The sequence below is a fragment of the Streptomyces albofaciens JCM 4342 genome, assembly GCF_008634025.1.
Taxonomy (GTDB): Bacteria; Actinomycetota; Actinomycetes; order Streptomycetales; family Streptomycetaceae; genus Streptomyces; species Streptomyces albofaciens.
This window is the reverse complement of the sequence record NZ_PDCM01000002.1, coordinates 2,147,887-2,161,014: the sequence shown is the minus strand read 5'-3', so window position 1 is coordinate 2,161,014 and position 13,128 is coordinate 2,147,887. Positions and strand designations below refer to the sequence as shown.

General features: G+C 74.8%; 12 protein-coding genes. 5 read left to right on the top strand and 7 right to left on the bottom strand.

The window, feature by feature from the left end:
- Positions 1 to 39 precede the first annotated feature (39 nt).
- From CP973_RS29635 to CP973_RS29620, 4 genes are all read right to left on the bottom strand, one after another.
- A complete protein-coding gene (locus tag CP973_RS29635) occupies positions 40 to 876 on the bottom strand; it encodes a hypothetical protein (protein ID WP_150246952.1) in 837 nt (278 codons plus the stop codon).
- Positions 876 to 2,156, bottom strand: coding sequence for a VWA domain-containing protein (locus CP973_RS29630; RefSeq protein ID WP_150246951.1), 1,281 nt, complete (start codon positions 2,154 to 2,156; stop codon positions 876 to 878). The genes CP973_RS29635 and CP973_RS29630 overlap by 1 nt, the downstream gene beginning before the upstream one ends.
- A 144-nt stretch (positions 2,157 to 2,300) precedes the next feature.
- Positions 2,301 to 2,981 carry a hypothetical protein gene (locus CP973_RS29625; protein ID WP_150246950.1) on the bottom strand — a complete coding sequence of 227 codons (681 nt, stop codon included), beginning with the start codon at positions 2,979 to 2,981 and terminating at the stop codon, positions 2,301 to 2,303.
- Positions 2,982 to 3,166: 185 nt separating this feature from the next.
- Positions 3,167 to 4,663 (bottom strand): SDR family oxidoreductase, encoded by a 1,497-nt coding sequence (locus CP973_RS29620; RefSeq protein WP_150246949.1) that lies wholly within the window; start codon positions 4,661 to 4,663, stop codon positions 3,167 to 3,169.
- A gap of 195 nt (positions 4,664 to 4,858) precedes the next feature.
- Between CP973_RS29620 and CP973_RS29615 the strand changes: the two genes are divergently transcribed.
- Positions 4,859 to 6,043 (top strand): serine hydrolase domain-containing protein, encoded by a 1,185-nt coding sequence (locus CP973_RS29615; RefSeq protein WP_208853330.1) that lies wholly within the window; start codon positions 4,859 to 4,861, stop codon positions 6,041 to 6,043.
- A 28-nt stretch (positions 6,044 to 6,071) separates the two neighbouring features.
- Here the strand turns inward: CP973_RS29615 and cynR are convergent, their stop codons facing one another.
- Complete coding sequence (cynR, locus tag CP973_RS29610; RefSeq protein ID WP_150250463.1) at positions 6,072 to 6,971, bottom strand: transcriptional regulator CynR; 900 nt, start codon at positions 6,969 to 6,971, stop codon at positions 6,072 to 6,074.
- 145 nt (positions 6,972 to 7,116) lie between these two features.
- Here cynR and CP973_RS29605 point away from each other — a divergent pair, with 145 nt between their 5' ends.
- On the top strand, positions 7,117 to 7,728 hold the full coding sequence (locus CP973_RS29605; protein WP_150246948.1) for a carbonic anhydrase: 612 nt from the start codon (positions 7,117 to 7,119) through the stop codon (positions 7,726 to 7,728).
- Between the two features lie 25 nt (positions 7,729 to 7,753).
- Positions 7,754 to 8,230, top strand: coding sequence for a cyanase (gene cynS, locus CP973_RS29600; protein ID WP_150246947.1), 477 nt, complete (start codon positions 7,754 to 7,756; stop codon positions 8,228 to 8,230).
- 124 nt (positions 8,231 to 8,354) lie between these two features.
- Here cynS and CP973_RS29595 read toward each other — a convergent pair whose 3' ends face one another.
- Positions 8,355 to 8,684 carry a putative quinol monooxygenase gene (locus tag CP973_RS29595; protein WP_150246946.1) on the bottom strand — a complete coding sequence of 110 codons (330 nt, stop codon included), beginning with the start codon at positions 8,682 to 8,684 and terminating at the stop codon, positions 8,355 to 8,357.
- Between the two features lie 272 nt (positions 8,685 to 8,956).
- Between CP973_RS29595 and CP973_RS29590 the strand changes: the two genes are divergently transcribed.
- Positions 8,957 to 10,117 carry an alpha/beta hydrolase family protein gene (locus tag CP973_RS29590; protein WP_150246945.1) on the top strand — a complete coding sequence of 387 codons (1,161 nt, stop codon included), beginning with the start codon at positions 8,957 to 8,959 and terminating at the stop codon, positions 10,115 to 10,117.
- Between the two features lie 12 nt (positions 10,118 to 10,129).
- Here CP973_RS29590 and CP973_RS29585 read toward each other — a convergent pair whose 3' ends face one another.
- Positions 10,130 to 11,659 (bottom strand): alpha/beta hydrolase, encoded by a 1,530-nt coding sequence (locus CP973_RS29585; protein ID WP_150246944.1) that lies wholly within the window; start codon positions 11,657 to 11,659, stop codon positions 10,130 to 10,132.
- 197 nt (positions 11,660 to 11,856) lie between these two features.
- Here CP973_RS29585 and CP973_RS29580 point away from each other — a divergent pair, with 197 nt between their 5' ends.
- Positions 11,857 to 13,116 carry an ATP-grasp domain-containing protein gene (locus tag CP973_RS29580; RefSeq protein WP_150246943.1) on the top strand — a complete coding sequence of 420 codons (1,260 nt, stop codon included), beginning with the start codon at positions 11,857 to 11,859 and terminating at the stop codon, positions 13,114 to 13,116.
- Positions 13,117 to 13,128 lie beyond the last annotated feature (12 nt).

The following is a 13,128-nucleotide window of genomic DNA, read 5'->3' as shown; positions in this document are numbered from 1 at the left end:
TTTCCGCGCACCGCCCCGCTCAGCATGTCCGGGCCGTCGTCAGGCGCCCGGCGGCACCCGCGACGGGCGGCCGGAGCCCCGCGTCACCGAGTACCCGAAGACTCCGGCGAGCGCGGCCAGCAGGGCGCCCACCGCCGTCCACACCCACCGGTCGGACCACCGGCCCGAGGACCAGCCGCCCTCCGGCTCCAGCGCGCTCGCGGACCGCTTGCCCGCCTTCGGAGTCGGCGACGCGCTCGCCCCGTCCTCCCGGTCCGCGGTGGCGATGCCCGGCACGAGCGGCTCGGACAGCTTGCCGTCCACGGCGAACGCGCCGCCCGCCTCGTCCACGGTGGGCTCGAACTCGGCCTTCACCGGCAGGCCCAGGTCGTCCTGCGGCAGGCCGGTGACCGTCAGCCGTACGTAATAGCTGCCCGGCAGCGGATCGTCGGACCACTGCTCCGCCCACGAGCGGACCGTGCGCAGGGTGCAGGACACCTCCACCGAGGCCGCGTCCGCTGCCGCCGCCCTGGTCTGCGCGCCGTAGGCACACGCCTGGCGCCGCCGCAGCCCGTCGTACACGTCGATCTGCCAGGTCGAGGCGCCGTGCCGGGCCGCCTTCGGCAGCGTCACCTTCGCCTTCATCGTGGCGCGCTGCCCGGTGTCCACGGGCACCACCCAGTACAGGTAGTCGCCGGTCGACGCCCCCGCCGTCGCCCGCTGCCCCGGCTGGACCGGCGTCGCGGTACGGAACGAGGTCCCCGCCTCGGTCGGCCCGGCATCGCTGCCGCTGCTGCTGGGAGACGGCGACGGGCTGTCCGCGACTGCCGTACCCGCCGTACCCAGGAGCGCGACACCCGCCAGCAGTGCGGCGGTCATGAACCTACGCGTACGCATCAGTTGGTCCTCCAGACGGCAACACGCCAGCGCGACAGCCAGCCCCACAGCAGACCGGCCACCAGGCCGAGGAGCACCAGCGCGCCCAGGAACCACCAGCCGCGGCCCAGGCCGAAGGAGGCGGCGTCCGAGGCGTCGGACGGACCGTCCACCACGTCGATGGCCAGCTCCACCGGCATGCCCGGCTCGGTCTTCACCGAGGCGGGCGCCGCGAAGGAGTTGCTGAGCTGGAGGCACACCGTCTCCGGCTCGTCCTTCGCGTCACCGTCCGCGTTCTTCAGCGGCGCCTTCGGGTAGCGCAGCCCCGACGAGATCACGTCGGTGCGCCCGTCGCCCGCCTCCGAGCCGCGCACGATCTCCCGGCCGTGCACGGTCGAGGCGCGCAGCAGCACGCCGTAGTCGTTGTTGACGGCGCGGTCGGCGCCGATGCTCGCGGACGCCCGCAGCTCCTGGCCGGGCCGCACGTCCACCCGGTACCAGCGGTGCTCGGCGAACTTCTCGCGGTCGCTGTACAGGCCCGGCTTGAGCACCGGCGCCTTGGCGCACTGGTCGGCGCCCTGGACGGCCACCGGATTGACCACCGGATCGGCCGCCCGGTCCACCAACTGGTGCACGCGGTCCCGCAGTTCACTGGTGTGCTGCACGGAGGTGTAGGTGCCGCCGGTGGCCTCCGCGATGCAGCTGAGCTGGTTGCGGGTCTTGGCGTCCGGCAGCAGCCCGAGCGTGTCCACGGTCAGGTGGATGCCCTTGGCGGCGATCTCCCGCGCCACCTCGCACGGGTCGAGCGGGGCACAGGTGTCCTCGCCGTCCGTGATCAGCACGATCCGGCGGGTCGCGTCACCGCCCTTGAGGTCGTCGGCCGCGCCCAGCAGCGCCGGGCCGATCGGCGTCCAGCCGGTGGGCGCGAGCGTCGCGACCGCCGTCTTCGCCTCGGTCCGGTCGAGCGGCCCGACCGGGTAGAGCTGCTTGGTGTCCTTGCACCCGGTCTGCCGGTCGGGGCCCGGGTAGTTCGCGCCGAGGGTACGGATGCCGAGCTGGACCTCGCCCGGCACCGCGTCCAGCACCTCGTTGAACGCCTGCTTCGCCGCCGCCATCCGGGTCTGCCCGTCGATGTCGCGGGCCCGCATCGACCCGCTGACGTCGAGCACCAGCTCGACCTTGGGGGAGGGTTTCTTCGTGTCCGGTGCGCCGGCCGCCGCGGCGGGGGTGGGGAGCAGCCCCACGGCCAAGGTGGCGAGCAGCCCGCACACCCCGGCCGCCAGCCGTTTTCTTGTGATCATCGCCGGATCGTATTGATGATCGGGCTCGGTGTTCAAAACGGGCGGTGACCGCTGACGGCGGATCAGCGGGCGGAGCACGCGCGGCCGCCCCGGTGGCCGTTCGGTCACCGGGGCGGCGGGGGGACGTGCCGGATGGCGCTGCGGCTAGTTCACGACCAGCCTGGCGCTGGACGGGGCGAACGTCTTGTATGCGTTCGAGCTGTCCGTGTTCGACGCCTTCAGCCCCAGGGTCATGCTCGGCCACTTGTTCTTCTGGGCCTCTCTGGCGCTCCGCGTGACGTCGAAGGACAGGACGCGGTTCTGGCAGTTCCCGTTGGATCCGGGGTGCTTCGTGTCCAGCCAGTGGTACCACCGCGGCTGCGTGTGCCACGTCGTGCTCCGGTAGACCCGGCCGGTGTCCCAGAGCTCGATGTTGTAGGGGGCGCACGACTGGGACGTGGTGTTCCGGATGAGGAGCCGGGCCTCACGGATCGTCTTGCGCCGGTGCAGGTCCTCGGTGCCCATCGTGATGAACGAGCGCCACACGCCGTTCAGCTCGGGGTTCTGCCTGAGGCTCCGCTTGCCGATGCGCGCGACGTCCCCCGTCCTGTCCCAGTAGGACGTGCGCGGGTGGTTCTGGTTCACGCTCGTCCACAGGCCTACGCGGCCCGCGGGCGCGCTGGGGCCGGGCTGGCGCTGCTCGGCGACGGTGCGGGACGTGCCGGACGCGTCGGGGCTCGCGGCCAGGGCCGTCGGTGCGGCGAGCCCGCCGACGAGACCGCAGGCCAGCAGCGGGTACAACGACCGGGATCGCCTCCGGCCGGTGAGTGAACGGGATGTGGGCATGGTTCTTGCCTCCAGTGCCGGGGATGGCTGGACGGTCTCCAGCTTTTCCCCGCCGTCCGCGCACCGCCCTCCCACCGCGTCCGACCGTGCGGGCGCCGGCCGCGTATTCACTCGTACGACCGAAGATCGTGGACGGAGCGTGACAGCGGCCGGGTACGGTCGTCGGGTGGTGCCGGCGGGCAGCCTCACCGCCCCGCCGCGGCCGCCCGGCCGCCCCGCTCCCGCGCCGCCGCCGCGATGTTGCGCGCCATCCCGCCGAACACCACCGCGTGGAACGGCGCCACGCTCCACCAGTACGCGTGCCCCGCCAGCCCGTGCGGGTGGAACAGCGCCCGCTGCCGGTAGACCGTACGGCCCGCCGCGTCCCGCCCGGAGCGCAGCTCCAGCCAGGCGAGCCCCGGCAGCCGCATCTCCGCGCGCAGCCGCAGCAGCCGCCCCCGCTCGATCTCCTCGACCCGCCAGAAGTCCAGCGAGTCACCGGCGCGCAGCCGCTCGGCGTCCCGCCGCCCCCGGCGCAGCCCCACACCGCCCGACAGCCGGTCCAGCCAGCCGCGCAGCGCCCAGGCGAGCGGGAAGGAGTACCAGCCGTTCTCGCCGCCGATGCCCTCGATGACCTCCCACAGGGCCTCGGGCGGCGCGTCCACCACGCACTGCCTGCGGTCGGTGTAGAGGCTGCCGCCCGCCCAGTCCGGGTCGGTCGGCAGCGGATCGCTGGGGGCGCCGGGCACCGAGGCCGACGACCAGCGGGTGGTCACCCGCGCCTCCCGTACGCGCCGCAGCGCCAGTTCCACCGCCCGGTCGAAGCCGGTACGCCCGTCCGGCGGATCCGGCACGTACCGCGCGATGTCGTGCTCCTTGACGACGGCCTCGTGGCGCAGCGACTCCGCCAGCGGGCGGGCGATGGCCGCCGGTACCGGCGTCACCAGCCCCACCCACTGGCTGGACAGGCGCGGCGTCAGCACCGGCACCGCCAGGATCAGGCGGCGGGGGAGCGCGGCGACACGCGCGTAGCGCTGCATCATCTGGCGGTACGTCAGGACGTCGGGGCCGCCGATGTCGAAGCCCCGGTTCACCCCGTCCGGCAGCCCGGCGCAGCCCACCAGGTAGTGCAGCACGTCCCGTACCGCGATCGGCTGGATACGGGTGCGCACCCAGCTCGGCGTGACCATCACCGGCAGCCGCTCGGTCAGATACCGCAGCATCTCGAAGGACGCCGAACCCGACCCCATGATGACCGCGGCCCGCAGGACCGCGGTCGGCACGCCCGAGTCCAGCAGGATGCGTCCCACCTCGCTGCGGGACCGCAGGTGCGGCGACAGTCTCCGCTCGTCGGCGCCCTCGGGCACCGGGCCGCCCAGGTAGACGATCCGCCGCACGCCCGCCTCGCGCGCGCACGCCGCGAAGGCGCGCGCCGCGCGGCGGTCGGTCTCCTCGAAGTCCTTGCCGGTGCCCAGCGCGTGCACGAGGTAGTACGCGACCTCGACCCCCTCCAGCGCCGGGCCGAGCGACCGCGCGTCCGTGACATCGCCCTGTACCGTCTCCACCCGGCCGGCCCAGGGATGGTCCCGCAGCTTGCCCGGCGTACGGGCCAGGCACCGCACCGCGTACCCCGCGGCCAGCAGTTCCGGCACCAGCCGCCCGCCGATGTACCCGGTGGCCCCGGTCACCAGAACCCGTTCCATGCCGCGCCTCCCTGTCGCCGTACCGGGCCGTACCGGTCCGTACCGGCCGCACCCGTGTCGGCAACGTACCGGCCCGTACCGGTACCCGTACCTGTACCGGCGACCCGTGCCGGTCGCCGTTTGCGGTTCACCCCACCACCGGAACGGGGGGCAGCCGGATGGCCGAAGCCCAGCACGCCACGCGACCATCGCCGCATGAGACACCGCTTCCGCCGTGTGCGCAGCACCGGCATCACCGCCCTGGCCGTCCTCGGCGCGCTGCTCGCCGTGCTGCCGGGCCCGGCCACCGCCGCCGGGCAGCCCCGCGCCGACCGGCTCCAGCGGGACGCCGACGCCCTGCGCGACGCCGGCGTCACCGGTGTCGCCGTGCGCCTGCGCACCCCGGACGGCGTCCGCACGGTCACCAGCGGCACCGGCGACCTCGCGACCGGCCGGCCCGTGCCGCGCGAGGGGTATCTCCGCATCGGCAGCACGACCAAGTCCTTCGTCGCCACCGTCGTCCTCCAGCTCGTCGGCGAGGGCAGCCTCCGGCTCGACGACACGGTGGAGCGGTGGCTGCCCGGCACGGTCGCCGGCCACGGCAACGACGGCCGGGCCGTCACCGTGCGCCAGTTGCTCGGGCACACCAGCGGGCTGCCCGACTACGTCACCGACGTGGCCCCGCGCGACCACCGCGCGTTCGAGGCCCAGCGCCACCGGCGCTACTCGCCGGAGCAACTGGTCGCCCTGGCCATGAAACACCGCCCCGTGTTCCGCCCCGGCACCCGCCACGGCTACTCGAACACCAACTACCTCCTGGCGGGCATGATCGTGCGGGCCGTCACCGGCCACACCTGGCAGCACGAGGTCGGACAGCGCATCCTGCGGCCGCTCGGCCTGGAGGACACCCGCGCGCCCGAGGGCCACCCGTACTTCCCGCACCCGCACGCCACCGAATACCAGCAGTTCACACCGGGCGGACCGTACGCCGACACCACCGCGCCGTACCTGCCCTTCGACACCGGCGCCGACGGCGCCATGATCAGCAAGGCCGCCGACCTCGACCGGTTCTTCACCGCCCTGAACACCGGACGCCTGCTGAAGCCTGCCGAGCAGGCCGAGATGCGCCGCACCGTGGCGGTACCGGACGGGCCCGGCGAAGCCCCCGGTGAACGCGCCGGCCTCGGCCTCTTCAGCGTCCCGCTGTCCTGCGGCGGCACGTACTGGGGCCACAGCGGCAGCGGCATCGGCTACGTCGTCCAGCCGGCCGCCACCCCCGACGGCCGCCGCTCCGTCACCGTCTCCCTGCACAGCCGCCCGGCCGACCAGGACACCGGCGTACGCCAGCTCCGCGCCCTGCACAACCTCATCGACCACGCCCTGTGCGGCATATCCAGGTGAACCACCCGGCCCGGGCCGCGCGGGAGCGCTACCCCTGCCCGTACTCCCGCCCCCACTCCCGGGCGAGCCCCGCGAAGGCGTCGGCCGCGGCGCTGCGGTAGGCGCTCTCGCGGCGCAGCAGGGTCACCGTGCGGGCGGGCAGCGCGGGAGAGAGGGCGACGGGGTGCAGCGCGGGCTGCCCGCCGGTGATGGCGTCCGGGAGGACGGTCGCCAAGGAGGTGCGCCGGACCAGTTCGGTCAGGGCGGTGATGGAGTTCGCCTCCACGGCGATGTCGGGCCGCACGCCGTGCTCGCCGAAGTACCCGTCGATGTGCAGGCGGGTGGCGAAGTCCGCGCTCAGCAGCGCGAGTCGGTGATCGCGCAGCGAGCGGACGGGCAGCGCCGCGGTGCGGCCGGCGTACGGATGGGCCGGGCCGACGACCAGCCCGAGCGCCTCGGTGAACAGCGCCGTGCCGGTGATGCCCGGCAGGTGCGGCCCGCTGAAGGCGATGCCCAGATCCAGCTCGTCGGCCAGCAGCGCGGACTCCATGCGGTCCTGCGGCAGCTCCCGCAGCGTGAGCGAGATGCCGGGGTGACGGATGTGGAACGCGCCGGTCAGCGGGCCGACGAGATAGGCGGTGAAGGTCGGGGTGGTGGCCAGGCGCAGCGTCCCGCGCGACAGGTCCCGTACGTCCAGCACGGCACGCTCGGCCGCCTCCAGGTCGCGCAGCGCGCCGCGCGCGTAGTGGGCGTACGCCTGCCCGGCGTCGGTCAGCCGCACGGTGCGGCCCGTCCGGTCCAGCAGCTGCGCCTTCAGGGTCCGCTCCAGCTGCCGGACCTGCTGGGAGAGCGTCGGCTGCGAGACGTGCAGGGCTTCGGCCGCCCGGGTGAAATTCCCGTGCTCGGCCACGGCGAGCAGATAGCGCAGATGACGCAGTTCCAGGGCCATGCCCGCCACGATAAGCAGCCACGGCGAGCAGGTATAGGCGACACCGATGACCGCCATGGGTTGTACGTCTTGGACGCTATAGCGCCAGTTCACGCATGGTGGATCCAACGGCCCCCGGGCCGAGGTCCCCCAGCAAGGAGTGTCCGTGCACCCTCAGCTCACCGCCGGCGTCCGGCGCTTCCAGCGCGACGTCCACCCCGCCAGGGCGGCCCTGTTCGAGCGGCTCGCCACCACCCACCGGCCGGGTGCCCTGTTCATCGGCTGCTCCGACGCCCGGGTGGCCCCCGAACTGCTCACCCAGTCGGAGCCGGGCGAGCTGTTCGTCATCCGTACGGCCGGCAACCTCGTCCCCGCCTACGGCCCGCGGCCCGACGCGGTGACCGCCACCATCGAATACGCGCTCACCGCGCTCGGCGTCACCGACGTGATCGTGTGCGGCCACTCCGGCTGCGGCGCGATGACGGCCCTGGCCACCGGCGAGGGCCTGGCCGGGCTGCCCGCCCTGGCCGGGTGGCTGGACGCGGCCGGGCCCGACGGGGACCGCGCCCGCGCGGCCGCCGGCACCACCGAGGCCCGGATCGCGGCGCTGGTCCGCGACAACGTCGCCACCCAGCTCGCCCGCCTCGCCACCCATCCGTCCGTGGCCCGCGCCCTCGCGCGGGACGCGGTCACGCTGCACGGCTGGACCCACGACATCCGCACCGGAGCCGTCGACGTCCTCGACCCGCGCGGCGCGACCTTCACCCCGCTCTCCTGAGCCCCCGTCCGGAAAGGACTTCCCCGTGTCCCACACCCACGCCCAGCTCGACCCGCAGGCCCGCCAGGACCTGGCCCGGACCGTCGTCGAGGCCAAGACCCGCAAGGACCTCACCTGGGAGCGGCTGGCCGACGGCACCGGCCTGTCCGTCGTCTTCGTCACCGCCGCGCTCCTCGGCCAGCACGCCCTGCCCGCCGACGCCGCCCGCACCGTCGCCGAGCGGCTGGACCTGGACGAGGCGGCGGAGCGGCTGCTGCGCACGATCCCGCTGCGCGGCAGCATCCCGGACGGTGTCCCCACCGACCCGACCCTCTACCGCTTCCACGAGATGCTCCAGGTCTACGGCACCACCCTCAAGGCCCTGATCCACGAGCAGTTCGGCGACGGCATCATCAGCGCGGTCAACTTCCGGCTGGACATACAGAAGGTCGAGGACCCGGAGGGCGGCTCGCGAGCAGTGATCACCCTGGACGGCAAGTACCTCCCGGCCACACCGTTCTGACCCGGGCCGCCCGTACACCGGGCCGCCTGCACACCGGCCTGCCCGTGTCCCGGCCGCGCGGATCTAACGGCCCGCGCGGCCGGACGGGACGGCCCGTCGGTCCGGGGCGTCGCGCCCCGCCGGCTCACGCCTCGCGCGGCGACAGCTCTCCCATGGGCCCCCAGCCCTCGGCGTCGATCTCGCTGCTGATGATCTGCGGGGTGGTCTCGATGGCCCCGGCCATGGCCTCCAGGCCGGCCTTGAAGTGCGCGGAGTTCACGTGCGCGTCCCCGGCCTCGCGGTCGGCGAAGCCCTCGACCAGCACGAACTCGCGCGGGTTGTCCACGCTGACCGACCACTCGAAGAACAGGTTGCCCGGCTCCTGCCGGGTGGCCTGCGTGAAGTCGTCCACCAGCGACAGCCACGAGTCCTGGTGCTCGGGCCGGACGGTGAACTTGACGACGATGAAGATCATGCTGGCTCCTGCGGTGGTACGGACCGGCTCGCGCCTGCGCGGCCGGGCGGGCTGCCGCCCGCGTCGCCCCCCATGGTGGGCGCACCCGCCCGCCCGCCGAAGAAGGATCGCCGCGCTTTCCGGCCCTCCCGGAAAATCCGCCGGCGCGGGCCACGGTCCGGGGCGGGCGGGGCACCGGCGGGTTCCGGCCACCCGACCGCGAAAACCCGGTGCGTTCCGCCCCCGTACGTGATCGCATGTGCTGCCGGTGAAACCGAGGAGAAGGCAGCAGCATGACGGAAACCCGTGAGACCTCCCGGGCGGCGGCGACCGGCGGACCGGCGCCCGGGCGGCGCGTCGCAGCCCGTCCGGAACTGCCCCCGCCCACCGGCCGGCACGCGGTCGGCGTGCGCACCGCCCACCTCACCGACCACGACCGGGAGGACCCCTTCCGGCCCGGCCGCCCCCGGGAACTGATGGCCCAGCTCTGGTACCCGGCGCAGGCGGGGACCGGCGCGGGGCCCGGCCGGTACGTCTCCGCCGCGATGTCCCCGCTGGTGGTCGACTCGTGGGAGGAGGAGCCCGGCTGCTCGGGACTGCCGCGCGACACCGCCGCCGCGGTCGCCGTGCACGCCGCCGCGGACGCGCCGCCCGCCCCGCACGCCCACGGCCGCCCGCTCGTCCTGCTCTCGCCCGGCCACGCCCAGTACCGCGCGGCGCTGACCGCCCTCGGGGAGGACCTCGCCTCCCGCGGCTTCCTGGTGGCGGCCCTCGACCACCCGTCGGACGCGATCGGCGTGGAGTTCCCGGACGGCCGCCTCGTGCCGTACCGCGAACCGGACGGCCTCGCGGACGGGGACACCGGCGACCTCGCCACCCGCTACGTCGGTGTCCGGGCCGCCGACCTCCGCTTCGCCCGCGCCCGGCTGTCCGCCCCCGGCTTCTGGTGGCACGCCCTGCTCGACCCGTCGAAGGCGGGCGTCGCGGGCCACTCGCTGGGCGGCGCCGCCGCGGCCGAGGCCCTGCGGCTCGACCCGGGCCTGACGGCCGGCGTGAACCTCGACGGCACCCCGTACGGCGAAGTCCTGCGGACCGGCCTGGAAAGCCCGTTCCTGATCTGTCAGTTCACCGCCGACGACCCGGATTTCCCGGAGGAGACCCGGGCCCGCGAGCGGCTGTGGAGCGGCCTGCGCGGGCCGCGGCACCACCTGCTGGTGACCGGCGGCGGCCATGAGTCCTGCACCGACCTCGACGCCCTCGCCGCCCCGCTCGGCTTCCGCGGGTTCACCGACCCCGAGGACTACGCCGACGCGCTCGGCTCCCTCCCCGGCGGCCGGGGCACGGAGATCACCCGCACGGTCGTCGGCGGCTTCTTCGAGCACTACCTGACAGGAGCGGAGGGCATGTGGTGCGAGGCCGGGCCGCCGCTGCCCGAAGTGACGGCGGTGGGCTGAGGACCGTACGGCTCACGTGCGGGGCGACGGCTCCGGCAGCCCCGGCCCCGCGCAGTGCACATCCCGCGCCGGGACGGTGCCGCCGACGAGATACGCGCCGACCGCGGCATCCACACAGCGGTTGCCGCGGCTGGCGAAGACGCCGTGCGAGTAGTCGTCGTGCAAGGTGACCTGCCGCGAACCGGGCAGGACGCGGCCGAGGGCCCGCGCACCGGCGAGCGGCGTCACGGGATCGTGCGCGGAGGCCACCAGCAGTGCCGGGGGAGCCGCGGGGCTGCCGAGCCGGGTGCGCTCCGCCGGGCGGACGTGCCAGTAGGCGCAGGCGGCGGCCTCCAGGCCGGTCAGCACGGGCTGCGGGTCCGCGTTCCGCAGCCCGCGCAGGCCGGCGACGACCCGGCCCGGCGTCGGCCCCGGCCCGTCGGCGCACTTCACGGCCCGGTTGGCGGCCTCGTACGTGCGTGACTCGGGCCCGTCGAAGGGCGCGGCGGGCCGCAGCCGGTCAACGCTCCCCGCGTCCAGATAGGCGCGCAGCCCGTCACCGAGGGCGGTCCACCGTTCCGTACGCCCCAGGGCGCGGTAGACGGCCCGGTCGAAGGCCGCGGCACCGAACCCGGCGACCGGCCGCGCCGCCAGCCCGTCCCGCACCCGCCGGTACGCGGCGCGGACCTCGCCCGCCGTACCGCCGAGCTGGAACCGGGAAGCGTGCCGTGCCAGCCAGCCGAAGAGCACATCGCGCTGGCGCAGCAGCGCGAACGCCTGCCGTACGTCGAAGTCGTGCCAGTCCTCCGGCCCGACCATGCTGTCCAGCACCAACCTGTCGACCCGGTGCGGGAATTGGGCCACATAGGCGGCGCCCAGGTATGTGCCGTACGAGACGCCCAGATAGCTGATGCGCCGCTCGCCGAGCGCGGCGCGGATCGCGTCCATGTCCCGTGCGGTCTCGCTGGTGGAGAGGTGGGGGAGGGCGGCGCCCGTGCCCGCCGCGCAGTCGGCGGCCAGCCGCCGCTGGGAGTCCAGGTAGGCGCGCTCGCCGGGCCGGTCGCGCGGTACGGGATCGAGCGGCGCGCCCCCGGTGCCGGGGGCGTCGAAGAGGCCGCCCATCGGCCCGCAGGCGGCGGGCGCGCTGAGCCCGGTGCCGCGCGGATCAAAGCCGATGACGTCGTAGGCGCGGCGCACCGCGTCCGGCAGCTTGGCGCGCTTGGTGACCGCGTACGGAAGCCCGGAGCCGCCCGGGCCGCCCGGATTGACCAGCAGGACGCCGCGCCGCTCGGCGGGCGTCCCCGAGGCGCGGACGCGGGAGACGGCTATCCGTATGTGCGCGCCGTCCGGACGCGAGTGGTCCAGCGGCACGCTCACCGTGCCGCACTCGACGCGCTCCGGTGGGGGAGGGGCGGGGACCGACGCCGGGCAGGTGCCGAAGCGCAGGGGCGGGGCGGGGGCGCCGGCACGGGGCTCGGCGGCGGCGGACGTGGCGGTGGACAGCGGTACGGCGCTCGTCAGGAGCGCGCAGAGCAGGGCGGTGCGCCGCGGGGCGGGAGACATGGGGCTCGCAGTTCGGGACAGCGCGGAGGGCGCGGGCGGGCGTCGCGGGCGGGGAAAGGCGAAGAAAAGATGTACCCACGAGGTGACAATGAAAATCATTAGCGTTAGCATCGCGTTCGGTCAACACCGCACCGCGGCCGCCGGGGGCCTCCCCGCGGCGTGCCCGGAAGCGAAACCACCTGCGCAGAAGGAGAGTTGTGGCGCATCTGCTGATGGTCGAGAGCTGGGTCGGGTCGATGGGCAGACTGCTGCCCCGCGCCCTCCGCGAGGCCGGACACGACTTCACCTTCCTCACCCGCGACCTCCACCACTACCTGCGGACCGCCCCCGAGGGCACCGCCCACCCGCTCCTCGCGGCCCGCAACGTGATCACCGCCGACACCAACGACACCGACGCCCTGCTGCCGTACGCCGAACGCCTGCACGCGGCGATCGGCTTCGACGGCGTCCTCAGCTCGTGCGACTACTACCTGCCCGCCGTGGCGCGCACCGCCGCCCGCCTCGGCCTGCCCGGGCCCGCGCCGGAGGCCGTGGAGGCCGCCTGCCGCAAGGACGCCACCCGGCGCGCGCTGGCCGCGGCCGGCGTGCCGGGCCCCCGGTTCGCGGTCTGCGGCGACTGGGCGCGGACCGCCGAGGCGGCGCGGGAGATCGGCTTCCCGCTGGTGCTCAAGCCGGTGGACCTGTGCGCCGGGATGTACGTACGGCGGGTGGACGACGAGGCGGAACTGGCCCGCGCGCACCGCGAGCTGGCCGCCTTCCCCGTCAACGCGCGCGGACAGCTGCGGGCCCCCGTCGTCCTGCTGGAAGAACTGCTCGACGGCCCCGAGGTCAGCGTCGAGACCGTGTCGTACGGCGGTGCCGTGCACGTCGTCGGGGTGACCGACAAGAGCGTGGGCGGCGCCCCGGCGTTCGTGGAGACGGGGCACATGTTCCCCGCCGCGCTGACCACCGCCGACGCGGAAGCGGCGGCGGACACCGCCCGCGCCGCGCTCAAGGCGCTCGGCCTGGACCAGGTCGTCGCGCACACCGAGATCAAGCTCACCGCGGCCGGGCCGCGGGTGGTCGAGGTCAACCCGCGGCCCGCCGGCAACCGCATCACCGAACTGGTCCGCCACGTCACCGGCATCGACCTGGCCGCCGCCTTCGTCGAGGTGGCGCTCGGCCGCGAGCCGGACCTCATGCCGCGCGAGACCGGCCTGCGCAGCGCCGCCATCGGCTTCCTCGTCCCCGGACGCACCGGAGTCCTCCGGGAGATAACCGGCGCCGACGGGCTCGACGGGCGGCCCGGTGTGCTGGAGGTCCAGCTCGCCGCGCCCGGCAAGGCCGTCAGGGAGACCGGCAGCAACAACGGGTACCTCGGCCACGTCATGGCCGCCGACAGCGCGGGGCCGGGGGCGCGCGCCCGCGTCGAGGAACTGCTGGCCGGCCTGTGTCCGCGGGTGGTGGACGAGCGATGAGCCCGGGACGAG